The 17,901-nt window shown below is 47.0% G+C and carries 10 protein-coding genes and 1 riboswitch; of the genes, 7 read left to right on the plus strand and 3 right to left on the minus strand.

Annotation, left to right across the window (positions count from 1 at the left end; all coding sequences use genetic code 11):
- Positions 1 to 212: 212 nt before the first annotated feature.
- The 7 genes from IFU39_RS26510 to IFU39_RS26540 all read left to right on the plus strand — a co-directional run bounded on the left by IFU39_RS26510 (position 213) and on the right by IFU39_RS26540 (position 13,751).
- The gene (locus IFU39_RS26510; protein WP_244661128.1) at positions 213 to 929 is read left to right on the plus strand and encodes a glycosyltransferase family 2 protein; all 717 of its coding nucleotides are present in this window, start codon (positions 213 to 215) and stop codon (positions 927 to 929) included.
- A gap of 1,153 nt (positions 930 to 2,082) precedes the next feature.
- Complete coding sequence (locus IFU39_RS33630; RefSeq protein ID WP_197997933.1) at positions 2,083 to 3,153, plus strand: glycosyltransferase family 2 protein; 1,071 nt, start codon at positions 2,083 to 2,085, stop codon at positions 3,151 to 3,153.
- 247 nt (positions 3,154 to 3,400) lie between these two features.
- A complete protein-coding gene (locus tag IFU39_RS26520) occupies positions 3,401 to 4,027 on the plus strand; it encodes a bifunctional 4-hydroxy-2-oxoglutarate aldolase/2-dehydro-3-deoxy-phosphogluconate aldolase (RefSeq protein ID WP_192135793.1) in 627 nt (208 codons plus the stop codon).
- A 166-nt stretch (positions 4,028 to 4,193) separates the two neighbouring features.
- Positions 4,194 to 5,120, plus strand: coding sequence for an alpha/beta hydrolase (locus IFU39_RS26525; protein WP_223199777.1), 927 nt, complete (start codon positions 4,194 to 4,196; stop codon positions 5,118 to 5,120).
- A 227-nt stretch (positions 5,121 to 5,347) separates the two neighbouring features.
- Positions 5,348 to 7,741 (plus strand): S-layer homology domain-containing protein, encoded by a 2,394-nt coding sequence (locus IFU39_RS26530; RefSeq protein WP_192135795.1) that lies wholly within the window; start codon positions 5,348 to 5,350, stop codon positions 7,739 to 7,741.
- 198 nt (positions 7,742 to 7,939) lie between these two features.
- The gene (locus IFU39_RS26535; RefSeq protein WP_036606951.1) at positions 7,940 to 9,067 is read left to right on the plus strand and encodes a transglutaminase domain-containing protein; all 1,128 of its coding nucleotides are present in this window, start codon (positions 7,940 to 7,942) and stop codon (positions 9,065 to 9,067) included.
- 163 nt (positions 9,068 to 9,230) lie between these two features.
- The gene (locus IFU39_RS26540) at positions 9,231 to 13,751 is read left to right on the plus strand and encodes a collagen binding domain-containing protein (RefSeq protein WP_192135797.1); all 4,521 of its coding nucleotides are present in this window, start codon (positions 9,231 to 9,233) and stop codon (positions 13,749 to 13,751) included.
- 126 nt (positions 13,752 to 13,877) lie between these two features.
- Here IFU39_RS26540 and IFU39_RS26545 read toward each other — a convergent pair whose 3' ends face one another.
- The 3 genes from IFU39_RS26545 to IFU39_RS26555 all read right to left on the minus strand — a co-directional run bounded on the left by IFU39_RS26545 (position 13,878) and on the right by IFU39_RS26555 (position 17,893).
- Positions 13,878 to 14,519, minus strand: a complete 642-nt coding sequence (locus tag IFU39_RS26545) for a class D sortase (RefSeq protein ID WP_192135799.1) — start codon at positions 14,517 to 14,519, stop codon at positions 13,878 to 13,880.
- 269 nt (positions 14,520 to 14,788) lie between these two features.
- Positions 14,789 to 16,270 carry an amino acid permease gene (locus IFU39_RS26550; protein ID WP_192135801.1) on the minus strand — a complete coding sequence of 494 codons (1,482 nt, stop codon included), beginning with the start codon at positions 16,268 to 16,270 and terminating at the stop codon, positions 14,789 to 14,791.
- A 117-nt stretch (positions 16,271 to 16,387) separates the two neighbouring features.
- Positions 16,388 to 16,603, minus strand: a riboswitch (Lysine riboswitch).
- Between the two features lie 147 nt (positions 16,604 to 16,750).
- Positions 16,751 to 17,893, minus strand: coding sequence for a virulence factor (locus tag IFU39_RS26555; protein ID WP_047841582.1), 1,143 nt, complete (start codon positions 17,891 to 17,893; stop codon positions 16,751 to 16,753).
- Between the last annotated feature and the right edge of the window lie 8 nt (positions 17,894 to 17,901).

Consider the following 17,901-nt stretch of genomic DNA (forward strand, 5'->3'; position numbering starts at 1 on the left):
TTCACTACATTAATCTTGTGATTACCTTAAAAGCATCCGCGAAGGCGGGTGCTTTTTTTGTCGTTCATCAAGATTAACCCCATGAAAGGTTTACTTGGCCTGCATATCCGCATTCCGGCTCTGCATAGATTGGAAATAGAGGATTGTGATTCGTCCAGGTATCGTGTGTCCGACATTTTAATAGGTAGAAGCTTGAGCAAGGGGGTGAAGCTTTGGATAGACATGAGGAACATGGAAGACCACATATTACCTTGTCGATGATCGTTCGTAATGAAGAGAATCGCTATCTCAGGCAGGCACTGGAGAGACATCGTCCCTGGATTGATCGCGCAGTAATCATTGATGACGGAAGTACAGATGCAACGGTCGCGCTGTGCCGGGAACTTCTGGACGGTATTCCACTCGTATTAGTGGAGAACGCTGCTTCACGTTTTGCAGACGAGGTAAGCCTGAGAAAACAGCAATGGGAAGAGACGGTGGCGACCAATCCGGAGTGGATTTTGAATCTGGATGCGGATGAGATTCTAACCAGTGACTTTGGGGTGGTACGTGATCTGCTGCTCAGTGGCAATGAAGATGCGATCTATTTCAGATTGTTTGATATGTGGAGTGAGACGCATTACCGGGAAGATGAGTTCTGGCAGGCGCATGCCTATTATCGGCCATTTCTGATTCGTTATCACCCGGGGATGAACTATGAATGGAAAGAGACACCCCAGCATTGTGGGCGTTTTCCGTTAACGATCCAGCATTGGTCCTATGGGTGTCATGCTCCCCGGGTGAAGCATTATGGCTGGTCGCGCGAAGAAGACCGCATCCGCAAATATGAACGCTATCAAGCACTGGACCCTGAAGCAAAATACGGTTGGAAGGAACAATACGAATCGATATTGGATCAAGAGCCGCGACTGCTGGCATGGCTCGAATAAGGAAAGGAGAGTGAGCACGTTGAAGAAAGACCCGTTACATCCATCGCAAGAAGAATCCAAACCTCAAATAGAGACGAATTCCGAAGAAGATGAGAAGCAGAAAGAGAAGCAACATGAAACCCAACATGAAACCCAACATGAAACCCAACATGAAACCCAACATGAAACCCAACATGAAACCCAACATGAAACCCAACATCCAATCGAGAAAGAGAGCAAGAGCAATCAAACACCGCCCAGACGTTCGGCCGAATCGCAGGAAACCCGCCAATCGGAAAAGCATGAAACGCTTGGTCAGAAGAGAGTACTGATTGCCAGCCCGGTTCGCCAGACAACGCCGGTGCTCCGTGAATTTCTGGATTCTCTGCATGCACTGGAACGAACAACAGTGAAGACGGATTATCTGTTTGTTGACGATAACGTGGAAGAAGCCGCATCGAATATATTGCAAGAATTTGTGCTTCAGCATAAGGGGACGGTTATTCAAGCAGATGAACATGGTAGCGGTAGTCCTGACAACAAAGGGGTGTACAGCAAGGATGAGGGAGGACACTATTGGCAGGATGAGCAGATTTGGCGTGTAGCCGGTTTGAAAAATCGCATATTGCAATATGCACGCGACAATCACTACGATGCGGTTTTCCTGATTGATTCTGACTTGGTGCTGCATCCGCGGACGCTGGAGCAACTTGTATCGAGTGGCAAAGACATTGTATCCAATATCTTTTGGACCCGCTGGCAGCCAGATGCCAGGGAAATGCCGCAGGTATGGCTGCAAGATGAGTATGCCTTGTATCGCCGCGGTGGTAAAACATTAGACGGAATCGAGGCGGAGGACGAAGGCACACAAACGACTGCTTTTCTGAGTCAGTTGCGGATCCCGGGTTGTTATGAAGTTGGAGGGCTGGGGGCATGTACTCTTATTCGCAAAAATGTTCTGGCAGCAGGAGTTTCATATGACCAGATTCCCAATGTATCCTTCTGGGGTGAAGATCGTCATTTTTGCATTCGTGCTCAGGCACTGGGTTTTCGTTTGTTTGTCGATACTCATTTCCCTGCGTACCACATTTATCGATTGTCCGAACTGCCGGGGGTATCCGCCTTTAATCGCAGGGCGAGAAGAGGTGAGGAGACGATCAGTATTACCCTGTGTATGATTGTGAAAAATGAAGAAGCTTCCCTCGCCAGATGTCTGGACTCGGTCAACGGTATTGCCGATGAGATTGTAATCGTGGATACCGGTTCGACGGATCGTACCCGTCAGATTGCTTCCAGATATACGGATCGTATTGTTGATTTTGAGTGGGTGGATGACTTTGCAGCAGCACGCAACTATGCTTTCGATCAGGCAAAGAGTGAATATATTCTGTGGCTGGATGCCGACGATGTGTTTGAACCGGAAGATCGGGCGAAACTGATCGCCTTGAAACGTTCGCTGGACCCGGATGTTGATAGTGTCACGATGGATTACAATCTGTCATTCACAGCAGATGGCAAGGTAGCCTACAACCTGCGCCGGAATCGTCTGGTGCGTCGGGATCGACAATTTCGCTGGATTGGCGCGGTGCATGAATATCTGGCTGTAGCGGGCAATCTGCTGCATAGTGATATAGCGGTTACCCACAAGAAAGATAAGGAGTATACCGATCGGAATCTGCGGATCTATCGCAAAAGGGAACAGGCCGGAGAGGAATTTGGGCCGCGTGACTTGTACTATTTCGGTAATGAACTGAAGGACCATGGACAGCATGAAGATGCGGTGAAGTACTATGAGAAGTTTCTGGATACCGGATTGGGCTGGATGGAAGATCAGATCGCTGCGTGCCAGAAAATTGCGGATTGTGAAGCTGCACTTGAACGTCCGGAACAGGAAGTCACCGCGTTGTTCCGATCATTTGCCTATGATTTGCCAAGAGCCGAGATTTGCTGTCGATTGGGTGGTTATTTTGCTGACCGTGAAGATTATCGCAAGGCCCTGTTCTGGTACGAACAGGCGACTCGTGCTGTACGTCCCGATGATCCTATGGTAGTGCTGAATGAAGCAGCCTGGACCTGGATGCCGCATCTGCAACTATGTGTGTGTTATGATCGGATGGGTAACCGTGCCAAGGCCCGAGAACATAATGATATCGCACTCGCCTATCATCCAACACATCCGAGCATGTTGTATAACGATCGATACTTTAAAGATTTGGAGAAGGATAACGTATTGGAAAATGCTTAGTATTTTCAGTCGAAATACTGCCTCTTTCGTGGAATTGAATGGGTGAATCATCCCCATTTCCATGGAGAGGTTTTTTGCATTGTGATAAAAGCACATCATAGAGTTGGTGACAGACGCATTCACATTGAAATGGATTAATGGATTTCATCCAGGGGAGGATATGCCTTACAATAATGAATAACGGAAAAGCGGTGACCATGATTGCCTGTCTTCGGCTGCCGAATTGATGAAGCAAGGGGAACTGGATATGAATCTGACGGAAGTTTTATTAGAGTCGAGGCTGGTCGCGATTGTGCGTGGTATAAGTCGTGAAGCGGCAGTAACAGCTGGACAAGGTATGACAGGTGGTGGCATCCGACTGATGGAAGTCACACTGAACACACCTGGAGCACATGATATTATTGCAGACTGGCGTGAGCGGCATGAAGGAAAGGCTTATGTTGGAGCGGGTACGGTTCTGAATGTGCAGATGGCGAAGGAAGCAGTCGCTGCAGGAGCACAATTTCTGGTGTCTCCCAATGTCGATCTGTCTGTCATTGAATATGCTGTAGAACATGGTGTCGAGATCTGGCCTGGAGCCATGACACCCACGGAGATTGTCGCTGCCCATGAAGCGGGAGCACGAGTTGTGAAGTTGTTCCCGATGGCGAGTCTGGGCATACCGTATCTGCGGGAGATCAAAGCTCCATTGAATCATATTCCACTGCTGGCAACAGGCGGCGCCACACTGGAGAATATTGCTGACTACTATGCAGCAGGTGCTGCTGCCGTAGGTCTGGGAAGTGCACTTTTACCACGAGAAGCTCTTGTGGCAGGAGATCATGAGCGGATTGCAGCATGTGCACGGAGATTTGTGGAAGCAGCTGAAGTCTAGGATTCCAGCGTCAGATGAGGAATATGTATATTTGGGTATATATAAGGGTGCCTATAGATTATTTTTGAATCAATCTTTATCATAAAAACCCATGTGACTTAACATGCCGTTCACTCTATTGTTTTATGATGGATGTATGCCAGAATTCGGAGAGGAGAGATGCCCTGTGAAAGCTAAAACAATGATAGGCGGCATGCTCGCCGTGGCCGCAGTAACGGCAGGTGGTTTATGGAAGGCAGCGGTAAAGAGCCAGACACCTAAGAAGATTCCAATCACACTGACACCCCCAATGCCATTTGAGGATGTGACCTTTGACAGTGGGGGAGGTCGGGTGCATGGCTGGTTCATCCCGGCCAGAGCCGACATTCCGAAACCATGGCCGCTCGTTATCATTGCACATGGATGGGGCTCCAATCGCTCCCGTGTTCTTCGTTACGCACGTCCGATCTGGGAAGCTGGATATGCCTTATTTATGTATGATGTGCGTAGTCATGGGGCCAGTGATCCGGTTCGTGCTGCATCTGCCTACCTGTTCCGGGATGATCTGCTCGCGGCGTTGCAGTATACGACTGCACGACCAGAGATTGATGCGGATGCCATCGGAGTACTTGGACATTCTTTGGGTGGACTGGGTACGATTCTTGCAGTGACGGAGGGAATTCCTGTATCAGCAGTGATTACGGACTCGATGCCATCGCAATTTGAGGTAATCGTCAGTTCAGAGCTGAGACGCCGGCGTCTGCCCTTATTTCCACTGGCCCAGTTAATTCCGAGAATCTGGTTCTGGCGACTGGGTGAATCTCTGAAATCCTATCGTCAGCGTGAACCGGTGATGATGCTGAATGAACGGCGCAGGGGGATGCAACTGCCAATGCTTATGGTGCACTCCAAGGGAGATAATTTCATTCCCCCGAGTGAGCTTGAATATTTTATGTCCAAAGCCGATCCGCCTGTTGAACATCTATGGGTCAACAGCGGAGGACACAGTTGTTCCGAGGAAGATCCCGCCTTCTGGGATACCGTGATTCCCTTTTTGAAAATCCATGTTCAAGGTCAGGCGAAGTCGAACGATTCGTCTATAGCGAGTAGTTGACAAGGTAGAATCAGCCTACATAAGAGTGCAGGCTAATAGAGAAAACGCCAACGTGGTTGGCGTTTTTTTTGCTGTTAATAGCAATATGCAGAAATTCACATTTGTAAAATTGCCCCGAAAACGACGATTAAAAAGGAAGCTTATGGTATCATAGAATAGACTGGCAATATTCATGCGAGGTTATTTGTTATGCTTCTTTGTATGAAATTGAAGGGAGAGGTCCAGATTTGAGTTTGAATTGGAAGTGTAATCTAACTTTGAAAATGTTCGCAACCAAAGCAACAACCGCAGCGATGGCAACACTGCTGCTTGCTTCGCAAACACCAGGTTTTGCAGGCAGTGCATCAGCCGCGCAAGCAGAGCAGTTGACCGAAGCGACAACGGGGGAAAATGAACAACTAGACGCAACGAGCAATGACGTGCCAGAGGGAGCAAAAATCTCATCCAGGCAAGCCAGTGAAAATATACTGAAATTGTTTCCATTGTTAAAAAAAGCAACAATCTCATCTGCACGATTCGATTCACCTAATTCCTATCCAACGCCAGACTACAAGGCATGGGAGATCGGGTTCCAGATTACACAAGGTAATCATACGTCGGGATTCAGTGGAACTGTACATGCAGGCACAGGGGAAGTGTTAAGTGTACATTTGCCGTCGGATATCCTGGACAAACATGTCTCGGAATCGGATGTGAAGCTAACCAAAGCTGAAGCTGAAGAAAAGGCCGTGGCATTGTTGTACCAAGCGATTCCAGGTCTTAAGGACAATGAATATGCTCCGCTTGGAGATCTGTATTCTTCCATTGAACAAGAGTCATTGTTTGGCAGAACAGAGTATCGATACGGGTACCAGTTAAAACATGATGGATTGTTATCTGATGCAGAGACAGTCTACATTAATGTGGATGAAAGTGGTTTGGTGACAGGTTACTCACGAGGTACTATTGAAGCCAAGTATCCCTCATCGAAACCGGCAGCTTCAGAAGAGAAGGCAAGACAGCAGTTTGAAGAACAGTTCGATGTGGAACTGGCTTATATCGCCAAAGATCGTCTATCTTCCAAACAGGGTCAGCAGTATTATCTTGCATATACACCAAAAAATATCAGTATCGTTCCGATTGAAGCCAATACGTTGGAACGGATTAATACATTAACAGGTAAAGCTGTGAATGAAGATTCTTTGCAGCAGGATACGAAGTTGAAAGGTGATGTAACGCCTTTTGTGCCGGCCAATGGTACGAGGTTAAATGTTCAACAGGCCGCCAATCGGGTCGCAACAAACTTTGATATTCCCAAGGGTTATAAGCTGGAACATAGCCAGCTGGGCAAGGGATATTACTCAAGTCCGAACAATCAGGTGTGGAGTTTGAGCTGGAGTGATCGAAGTGCCAATATGTCCTATATGTTCATGCGGGATATCTCAGCACAGGTAGATGCAGTTACCGGGCAGATCTACAGCTATACGATGATGCAACGAATCGGACCGGAGATGGAACAGGAGAAGCCGGCTGAGGAGAAGGCAGGCAAATTGGTAACGCGGAAGCAGGCTGAGAAACTGGCGATGGACACAGTGATTGCGCTAGTTCCAGACGCAACGGAGCAGTTCCGACTGGCTAACGTTATTGAGATAGACGATGCTCGTACGTTTATGTTCCAACGCTATCTGAACGGAATTCAGGTGAAAGATGATACGGCACAAGTGCAGGTGTTGAACGATGGAACCGTGAACGAGTTCTATACACGCATTGCCGCAAAACCTGAACAATTGCCAGCAGATGATAAGCCAGCCATCAGTTATGAAGAGGCCAAGGCACTCTATCTGGAGGAGTTCAAGCTGATCCTCGCATATTCCCGTTATGGCGGATATGGTACGAACGGTGGTCAAGTCATCCCAGCGGGGGTGAACCTTGCTTATATGCCTACACGTGATGAGAATTCAATCTATGGCAACTATGAAGCGCTGGATGCGAACACAGGAGAGTGGAAGCTTTTATACGGGGACACAAGCTCTGCAACCAAGGCTGAACCTACGGACATCTTGGGTCATGTGGCCGAAGCAGCTCTACGCAATATGACACAGCATGGCGTATTGCTTGCTGATGAGCAGGGACGCGTATTCCCGGATCGTGTGATTACCCGAGGAGATTGGTTTAACTATCTGGCAAGAGCGATTAATCCAAATATGGATCTTTACTACAGTGGGGACGGAGATGACAAGTTATACGCTGATGTGACACCTGACAGCCCGTATTATAAGGCAGTTCGGGCATTAATCGATCAGCGCTGGCTTGCCGGAGCGGACCCTGAACAGAATTTGAATCCGCAGGAAGAGATGACACGTGAAGAATTGGCAGTGCTGCTTGTACGTATTTTACGCTATGAGAAGCTTGCCGGATTCTATACGTTGCCATCGGATCTTCCCAACATTGCGGATGCCAGTGCCATTACAAGTAAGGGAGCGGTTTCCCTGAGTCTGAAGCTGGGATTGCTTCCTTCGATTGAAGGACGGTTCATGCCTGCACGCAAAGTGACGGTAGCTGAAGCGTCACAGGTATTGGAACGGCTGGCGAAGCTTCAAGGTAAAACAGATACATTTATGAGTGGTAATCGCCTGTATTAGACGAGGAATCACTCATATCATGCCCAAGCGAATCATAGGATGAAGATAACGGGTAATCGTGATTCAATGAACTAAAGATCAAAGGGACCTTCCATAGAAGGTCTCTTTTGATTTGCTTTTACAAAACTAGAATGACGACAGACCCTTTTGTGATACAATAGGGCGTGAGAACTTTGCAAAGAAGGGTGGGTTCCTTTCATGGGTAAGAACGGGAAACGAATTATCACCATACTGCTGGCAGGCTGTCTGATTGCTGTAGCATTACCACGTACGGTTGATCTGGATCAACTATACGCTGCATCAGGAACATCAGATATATCCACGGCAACAGATTTGCGCCAGACCTTGCTTACCGCAATGTCACAGCGAACGGAGGAACTTGTTTTTACATACAAAGGCAATGTGAAAGGCCTCAAAAAACAATTACAAACCTCCATCGATGAGGCAATGAAGAGTGACCCTTATATCCAATATACCGTTAAAAGTTATGCATTCAATTATAAAGGCTCCAATGTGTCGGCCGAGGTGCATGTGACGCTCTCCTATCGGGAGACCAAGGAGCAGACCGATTATGTGAATCGTAAAGTCACAAACGTGTTGAAAGAAATCATCAAACCAGGCATGACGGATCATGAGAAGGTCAAGGTCATTCATGACTGGATTGTGCTTAACCTTTCCTACGATACCTCTCTGAAGAAATATACGGCTTATGACGGGCTTGTTACAGGCAGTACCGTCTGTCAGGGATATTCACTGTTGGCATATCGGATGCTGGAGCGAGTGGGTATCGATAACCGGATTGTGGAAGGTACAGCGGGCGGGCAGCTTCATGCCTGGAATATCGTGAACCTGGACGGCAAGTGGTATCACATGGACACCACCTGGGATGATCCTACTCCTGACCGCAAAGGTAAGGTGAGCCACAGCTATTATTTGCTGAGTGATGATGAGATGGCACGTGACCATATCTGGACAGGCAAAAGCAAGTACCCCGCTGCGCCAGCCCCATATCGAGAAGCTTTATTAAAGCTGGTGAAGGCCGGAGATAGCAAAAAAGCCGCATATCAGAAGCTGTACCACGCTCTGGACTATTCCCTGTATGATGAACAGGATGCTGTTAAAGGCCATGCTGCGCTGAAGACCAAAGTTCAGAGTAAGCTGAAGGAAGGCGGAACCTCACTCACGTTCAGGTACAAGGGTACGGAGGCTGGACTGATTGAAGATTTGCAGGATTTGTACCAACTTGGCATGAAATCGATATCTTATTATGTGTCCAAAATGGAAGGTACTACGGATCTGCGCGTCAAAATTAACTGGACACTATAACAACCGTTTGAACAGGATGCTCCGCTTGAGGAGTATCCTTTTTTGTGTTCAATTTTGTGTTCAAAAACGAGGATTTTAGTGTTGTCTATTTTTTGTATATGTCGCTTTGCTATTCTAATCTTCGGCGTATGCCAACACTACGTACGAGGAGGATATGCAAACAATGAGGAAAAAAGTGAGCATAGTGATCATTGCTCTGTTACTGGTCACGCAAATGATGCAGGGTTGGATATTTACACCAACAATGCATGCTCAGGATGAATTAACTAATTTGCCAGCCAGTGCAATCAGCGATACAGCATCAGAAGAAGGTTTGGCAGGTTCGGAAGAGGTCAACAACGTTGACGTTGCTGCCACACCGGAAGAAGAGGGGGAGGGAAACCTCAACCAGAGCAGTTTAGCAATGGCAGCTGCAGGTCCGGTAATTACAGATCAATTGATTACCAGTGTGCAGATGTACAATCAGGCACCAGAAGACAACGGGAATGGCACGATTGAAGTCAAAGGAGATAAAATCGAGGATATTCGACCACGCATTCAGGATGAGGTGGCTGTAGTCTTTGCATGGGGACTTGCAGACGACAACCACAACTACAGCGATGGCTCTACGTTCACTTTTAACTTGCCCGATAAATTCATCATCGGATCACAGCTTAAGGGTAATCTGGATGGCGGTGTAGGGGAGTATGTGGTGAATCCAGATGGCACAATCATCTTTACCTTTAATGAACTGATCGAGCATGCGAAGCTGGAAGGCAACTTCTACGTGTGGATTAAGTTCGATGAGAGCAAGATGGAAGATGGTTTGAAACAACAGATAGACTTTAGTTCCGTAGGGCAGGGCATCATTGATGTGCATTTTGCCAACACAGCCGTAGATAAGTTGAAGAAATCGGGAAGCGCAAACAAAAACAACTTCAACTCGGATGAAATTAAATGGACCGTAGATTTTAACCAAGGCGAGAAGGCTATGAAAAATGCTGTTCTTGCAGACACGTTCCCGGCAGAGCTAGAGCTCAAGGGCAATATCGAAATTCGCGAATTGGAAGTGCAATTGAATGGATCTGTTAAAGAAGGTCCAGGGGTTCGCACAGAATCACAGTTTCCAATTCAATTGGGAGACACGGATAAGGCCTACCGTGTGACTTACACGACAAGTGTTAAAGCACCAACCACTGCTCCGTTCACCAACGTGGAGTATCAAAATCAGGTTGCGCTTACAACAGATCAGAGCGAGCACAACGAAACAGATATTGGCCGAGTTCGTGTAAGTTTTAATGAGCCTTTGAACAAGTCAGGGCAAGATAGTGCGTATGATCCGGTAACACAGACGATCACATGGAAAGTGCAATATAACTACAATCAGCAAGAAATCATGCAAACGAATGCATGGATTGAAGACCGCTTTGATACGGCAAAACAGCAACTGATCAACAATTCCGTCAAAGTGTATCAAGTGGACATTAATGCAAGTGGAGCGGCTTCGAACAGAACACTGATCAATCCAAATGAATACACACTCGAAGCGATCGGTACAGGGTTTGATGATGGCTTCAGATTACATTTTAAGAACGATATTACAAAGGCCTATGAGATCGAATATGATACACAATCCATTCATCGTGTTTATACAAACGACACCATTACGAACACAGTGAACATGTATGATGGTACTTCCAAAACAGGCCGAAGAGACATTCAGGAAGTCATTTTTGCAAAGAGTGTAAAAAGTGAAAACTTCAACACAAAAGAAATTGAATGGCAGATAGTGTTGAACCGTGATTTGCAGGACATGACGGATATCGTCATCACCGACAATTACGAAGGCAGACATATGAAACTGATTCCGGGTAGTCTTCATGTGAACGGTGTTAACAAAGACGACTTTGAACTGACTCCAGACCCGGCTGATCCAACGTATGAAAAAGGATTCTCACTTCGCTTGAAGGACGGGGTAACGCTCAGTACGGAGCATGTTATTACTTACAAGACAAGCTTTGATCCGACAGCAGGTATGCCAACGAATGATGAATATCGCAACTCGGCCAAGATCGATTGGGAAGAGTCTGATGTAAAACAGACTGCGATTACAAAATCTGCTGCGGTCAAACCGCAGGACTACACGATTCAAAATGGTAACAAAAAGGGTGAATATAGCGCCAAAGATAAAAAGATCACCTGGACAATCGATGTAAACTACAATTTGTTTGATATTCAGGATGCAATCCTTAAGGATGTTTACACTGGAGACCAAACTTTCGTAGACGGCTCATTGAAGGTTCATGAGTTAGAGTTGCAGGGAGCCAATAATGTTACTGCTGTAGGTAGCGAGGTTCCGCTCACACCTAGTCAATTCCAGCTGAACCCGGACGCTAAAGGTTTTGTGTTGGATCTGGGTAACATGGGCAAAATGGCTTATCGCATTCAGTACCAAACAAGTCTGGATGGACCATATTCTGTCGTAGGCGCATATGCCAACCAGGCTGTTCTGACGGATGGTGAGGGTGGTGCAATACGATTTAATAGATCAGCCAGTGTTACACCTGCCAACGGTGGTGTATACGTCCGCAAAACAGGAAAGCAAGAAGGTACAACGGACAAAGCATCATGGACGGTAAATATCAATCCAAGTCAATCTTTCATTCCTGCGGGTAATCAATTAACAGATACCTTGTCAGAGAACCAGATTTTATTGGCTGATTCATTGAAATTATATGCAACCAATTTACCTGCCAGCAATTCAGGCAATGTATCCACCAAAGCTGGACTTGTTGATCCGGCTGATTATGAATTGGACGTGGAGGGCAATACATTTACCTTTACCTTCAAGAAAGATATTCATACCGCATTCATTTTGGAATATCAGTCTTATATTAATGCCGATCATGGTGCCCGAATTGAGAATAAGGTTGAATTTGCAGGCCAATCTTCCTCGGTAATCGGAGAAGGTAATCAGTCGGGAATCAAAGTTTCCTTGGCTGGAGCAGGTGGAGGAGCCTCTACAGGTCTGGGCAAAATCAGAATTCACAAAGTCAGTGATACAGGAGTTCCGCTGGAGGGTGCAATATTTGCAATCTATAATGCGTCTGGAACTACGCTTCTGGAAACATTGAAACCAACGGACGAGAATGGTGTGGTCGAAAGCTCCAGAAACTATCGATTAAACAATCTAACCAACGGTATACCTTATAAGTTAAAAGAATTATCTGCACCGGCAGGATACTTGGTTGATCCTGAATATGGCTCTGCCTTAGGTAAAACGATTGAATTTAAGGATGCGGATATCGCTTTTGAAATTGAAAATAAAAAGATTCGTCAAGGCTTTGAATTAACCAAGGTAGATGCGGTGGACTCCTCGAAGACACTTAAGGGTGCAACTTTTGAATTGTACTCCAAGGACGGGCCAACGCGAGAGAAAATCGATGAGTTAACGACAGGGGAAGATGGGAAGATCGCCAAAGGTGGACTATCGCCAGGGGAATATGAGCTGGTAGAAGTCGTGGCACCTGAGTTTTATCAATTGGATGCTACACCAATTCCGTTTACCATTGTAGAAAATCAGACGGAGAGTATTACATTGACGAAGTCTAATGCAATGGGTACAGGTGGTAAACTTGTCGTTACCAAAGTAAATGCCAAGGATCAGTCCGTATTAAGCGGAATTGAATTCGAATTGCGTGATCGTTCCAACAGTGTCATCGATACAAAAGTAACCGACCTAAATGGGGTCATTGAATTCGACGGTTTGGAATATGGTCCATATACATTGGTAGAGACCAAGGCAGAAGGCTATGTTATTGAACAGCCGGAGACGCTTGTATCTATTATCAAACCGGAAACTCAATTGACCATTGAAAATAAAAAAAATGATCGTTCCGTGAAATTGATTAAAACCAATGCGGGTAGAACTCAGCACCTGCAAGGAGCTGTGTTTGAATTACGGGCCCAAACTGTATTGATGGATGCAAATGGGAATTGGGAGTTCCACAAGGTAACAGGTCTGGATGAAGCTACACTGACAACCAATCAACAAGGTGAAATTGTACTTGAAGGCTTGGATATCAATAAATATCAGTTGGTTGAAATAAAAGCGCCTAACGGATATGTCTTAGACACAACCCCAGTATCATTTGAAATTACGAGTACACAAACCGAAGTTGTAATCGTGGAGAAAACAAACCAGGCTATGCCAGTATCAGGTGGATCGAGTGGGCCTTATAATCCGGGAACACCTAATACGGGGGGAACGCCGCCAGATCCGGATAAACCAACAACACCGGAACCGGAAACACCAGGAACGTCTATCCCAGGCACTGTTGTTACTGAACCTACTGAACCTACAGAACCTGGAGGCGGAACCGAAATTCCAACAGATGAAGATAACGGAGTAGCTCCTTCTTCACCAGGCGATTCCAACGGTGACGATACTGCATCTCCAGTTGGGGATACAGATGCACCGGATGGGGATGGTGCACTTGCACCTCCTACTGGAACGGATACAGATGGATCCCAGGGCAATGGAAATTCTGCATCACAGCCAAACGGAAATTCTGGATCTCAGGGAATGCTGCCACAGACAGGTGAAGAGAGTACAATGGCTTACACTGCTGTGGGCATGATGCTGATGGCGTTAGGTAGCGCGGGATTCATGTACTTCCGCCGCAGACAACAGCTTCAACGCTAGATTCAAACACGTAATATCTAAAATTCATCGTGTGTAGATAGAAATACCCTCTAGCAATCACTACGAAGACTTAGCGTCGACGTGTGAATATGCTAGAGGGTATTTTTTGGTGATATTTAGGGAGGGTCAGGTCCCCGCAACAATCGGTTTCACTTCAATAGCTCTTACAATTAGGCGATGTGTTGGATTGACGAGTGGATCACAGGTAATCAAGGTAAGGACCTGTCCAAGTCCGGGATCCTCCAGCACAGATAAGTCAGTAGGCTCCACTATGGATATCTGATCTACCTTATATTGGATAGTCGTTCGATCTGCCAGGGTGACTTCCATTGAATCACCAATCTGGAGTTCTCCCAGACGATTGAACAACCGACCTTTTTTGTGGGCGCGATGAGCGGCTATGGCAGCATTACCTTTGTTACCGATACTAGTGGTTTCGACAAGATGGGTTGCAGCTACCTTCATGTTGTCCTCCGTTGCACCTTCCAGAATCGGTAAGCGGACATCAATCTTGTCAATCGATAGTATCCCCAACGTATCCGAAGAGGCGTCTTGCACTGTATCTGTACTATCCGTAGTCGGCTCGGCAGAAGCTGCATCCTGTATGCCTTGTTCGAAGGAATGATTAAGCTTAGACAAGCCGTTTTGCAATTGCTCCAGATCGTTCATGACACGGGTTTGCTGCCAGTCATAATACGTTTCCCGCAGGAAAGGAAAGCTGATGATCAGGATGCCCAATAGAACGAGCAGAATAGAGAATTTTTTCATTATACATCAACTCCCGTTGTCCAAGAAAAATAGTATACCCTTCTCTATTCTACTTACGGATCTATACAAAATATGGACAGGGACGAAAGGACGTACAGAAATGTTCGAAGGGGGAGCCGATCCAACACAAAACCTCCCCGTTTCGCTACAGTAGGAAGACTGCAACGCCCCGGGGAGATATTATTATATGGTGTCAATTGTATCAGCTGTATAAGTTAAACTAACCATTTACATGAGAACGTAGAGGACAGAAATAGCGTGATTCTTCGTTAGTGCTTATCACTTGGTGAATCGGTAGGTGTGAAGTCACATTCCTGCAGCGGCACCACCTTGGTCTTTTTGATCCATTTGTAACCGAGCCACAACACCAGGAATAGGGGTACGCTCAGGTAGGCAACGATGGCTCCACTCCAATCGATCTGATCACCCGTGAATGCCTGGTAGTTCTGTCCGATGATCACGATGATACACAGGACAAAAGCAAAGATCGGCCCAAACGGGAACCAGCGTGCACGGTAAGGAAGATCGCTCAGATCCCTGCCTTGTGCAACGTATGCACGACGGAAGCGATAATGACTGATAGCGATACCCAGCCAAGTGATAAAACCACACATACCGGATGCATTCAACAACCAGGTATACACAATCCCATCGCCGAACAGGGAGGCAAGGAACGCCAACATACCAACAGCTGTTGTAAGCAAAAGTGCATTCATTGGAATGCCTTTTTTATTCAGCTTGCCCAGGAAACGAGGGGCTTTACCGTCACGGGCAAGGGCATAGAGAACCCGGCTCGAAGCGTACATGCCTGAGTTACCGGCAGAGAGTACAGAAGTCAGAATAACTGCATTCATGACGGAAGCAGCAATGGCGAGGCCGGCTTTCTCAAACACCAGTGTGAACGGGCTGACACCGATATTCTCCAGATCACCCTTGAGCAAATTTGGATGCGTATACGGGATGATCAGACTGATCACGGTAATTGCCAAAATGTAAAAAATCAGAATGCGCCAAAATACCTGACGAATTGCACGAGGGACATTTTCGCGCGGGTTTTCACTCTCACCGGCGGCTACCCCGATAAGCTCGGTACCTTGGAATGAGAATCCCGCAGCCATGAACACACCAAGCACAGCGAAGAATCCGCCATGGATGGGCGCATCACCGATGGTGAAGTTACTGAAACCAACCGCTTCTCCGCCCATAATACCAAAGATCATGAGCACACCAACGGCCAGGAAGATGATGACAGTAGCGACTTTGATAATGGCGAACCAGTACTCGGACTCTCCATAACCTTTAACGGACAACACGTTCAAGGCAAAGATCAGCACGAGGAATAATAAGCTCCATAACATGGACGAACTGTCGGGGAACCAGTATTTAATGAGTACTGTAGCGGCAGCAAGCTCTGCTGCAATGGTTACCGCCCAGTTGTACCAGAAGTTCCAGCCCATGGCGAACCCGAGAGCAGGATCGACAAAACGTGCGGCATACGTATTAAATGAACCGGAGTCCGGCATAAAGGTAGCAAGCTCACCAAGGCTGGTCATTAGGAAATAAACCATGATGCCAACGGCCGCATAGGCAATTAATGCTCCACCAGGGCCTGCGGTTGAGATGGCGGTACCACTTGCGAGAAACAGCCCGGTACCAATCGAGCCACCGAGGGCGATCATCGTCATATGGCGTGCGCGTAATCCTTTTTTCAGGGAAGGTCCAGTTGTTGTTGGGTTACTGCGGTCTTGCATGGAAACACTCCTTCATTCGATATACTGATGTTTGCGATACTTGAATTCATAAACAAAAAGACCACAGGCATCAGCCTGCGGTCTTTAATATTTCAATGTCCGCACCATGTCCCAGATGATTAAGATAGCTCAACACAGAAGAATTCATACCTTTATATAAAGGAAATGTACTTCCGTGACAGTTCTGCGCCTTTCGACAGCAGCCCCAGCTCACCGGACCGTATAAGGAACGTCCAGCGAGCTTCGGCGGGTACACCTTTCGGCTGATCTCATAAGCGGCTCCTTAGCGCCTCCATCAGCGTACTGATCGCACCCGCGACCTCTACCTCACCATCAATGGATGAGGTGTATCTATTGTCTATGAAATTATGAACAACACAACTTAACACCGTGTGTCCTGTTTAGTAAACAGACAATCAGTATAACGCGCATGGTTTTCCAGTGCAATAACAATTGTTGGATGTGAGGTCTGAGAGACGACTATTCCTCTTTTTTGTTACGACCAGCCATTTGCTGCCATACTGTTCCAGCGGCCTGTTCGCCCGATTCGATCCGCTCCAGAGCCATCTTGGCCTGCAGGCTGACTTCAAATTCGGGATCATCGGCTGCAACTCGCAACGCTTGCTCTGCTTCTTCAGTTCCGACCTCATAGAGGAAACGTGCTGCACGCCAGCGTACAAGTTTACTTTTATCGGATAACGTGGCTGTCATAGCTGGGGTTGCGGCAGGGTCCCCAATATCAGACAAGGTATCCCCGGCAGTCCGGCGTACCGCAGGAGAACTGTCCTGAAGCGCTTCATACAGCAATTCCATCGCTTCCGGTGTACGAATATCACCCAGGTATACCACGGCCAAGCGGCGAATCTGCATTTTGTTGTCATGCAGGGCATGCGCTACGAGGGGCAGTCTTTCTGCCGTAGGCTCCATGCCGTCAAATGCCGCATAGCGAACATTCCAGTCCTCGTTTCGCAGAGCCTCTTCAAGTTCGGCTCCATCCAATTCACGGCGGCGCTCGACGAACTCTTCGGATTTGGTACCATGTTCAATGGCCTGTTTGATGACCTGCTCCAATCGTTCCGGCGGGTAAGCGGCTTCCAATTCTTGCTCGACTTCACGTGCAATATCAGGCAATTCACCATATCGAACACCGTAATCACTCAGTTTGCGTTCTTTGATCATCGTTGCACTGGCGACTTCTGTTACGGCTTTGACAAAACGGTCTGACAACGAGATTCGTTCTTCCTTGACCCCGGCCTTGACCCTAATTTGCATCGGTACGCCTCGGAAGAATTGTACAAATACCTGTGCTTCTCCGAAGTGCTCGCCTGAACCATCTTCGGATTCAATCCAGTCCAGATCAATGCCTTGTTGTCCAAGGCGATTTTGGACTTCACCCAAGATAACGGACCAGTCGGCATTCCCTTTACGATCAAGTGCGACAAAGTCTGTTGTGTGGAACACACTCTTTACACCAGGAATATGAAGCATCTGGCGAATGAACGCCGGAGCAGATCGTTCGTTGTCCAGTGTATATGTTTTGCGAATTCCGTCCTCCAGACGTTCATCGAGATGTAACATCATCGTATTTGGACTCGGTGTTGGTTCAATGGAAACAATATTCATCAATGTAA

Origin of the sequence: Paenibacillus sp. CFBP 13594 (assembly GCF_014842675.1) — a bacterium.
In the GTDB taxonomy this organism is placed as follows: domain Bacteria; phylum Bacillota; class Bacilli; order Paenibacillales; family Paenibacillaceae; genus Paenibacillus; species Paenibacillus amylolyticus_B.

Bases quoted from the DNA above. Each gene is read 5' to 3' on its own strand.
- IFU39_RS26545 (WP_192135799.1), bottom strand. From the start codon at position 14,519: ATGAAAAAATTCTCTATTCTGCTCGTTCTATTGGGCATCCTGATCATC.
- IFU39_RS33630 (WP_197997933.1), top strand. From the start codon at position 2,083: ATGATTGTGAAAAATGAAGAAGCTTCCCTCGCCAGATGTCTGGACTCG.
- IFU39_RS26550 (WP_192135801.1), bottom strand. From the start codon at position 16,270: ATGCAAGACCGCAGTAACCCAACAACAACTGGACCTTCCCTGAAAAAA.
- IFU39_RS26535 (WP_036606951.1), top strand. From the start codon at position 7,940: ATGGGTAAGAACGGGAAACGAATTATCACCATACTGCTGGCAGGCTGT.
- IFU39_RS26540 (WP_192135797.1), top strand. From the start codon at position 9,231: ATGAGGAAAAAAGTGAGCATAGTGATCATTGCTCTGTTACTGGTCACG.
- IFU39_RS26520 (WP_192135793.1), top strand. From the start codon at position 3,401: ATGAATCTGACGGAAGTTTTATTAGAGTCGAGGCTGGTCGCGATTGTG.
- IFU39_RS26555 (WP_047841582.1), bottom strand. From the start codon at position 17,893: ATGAATATTGTTTCCATTGAACCAACACCGAGTCCAAATACGATGATG.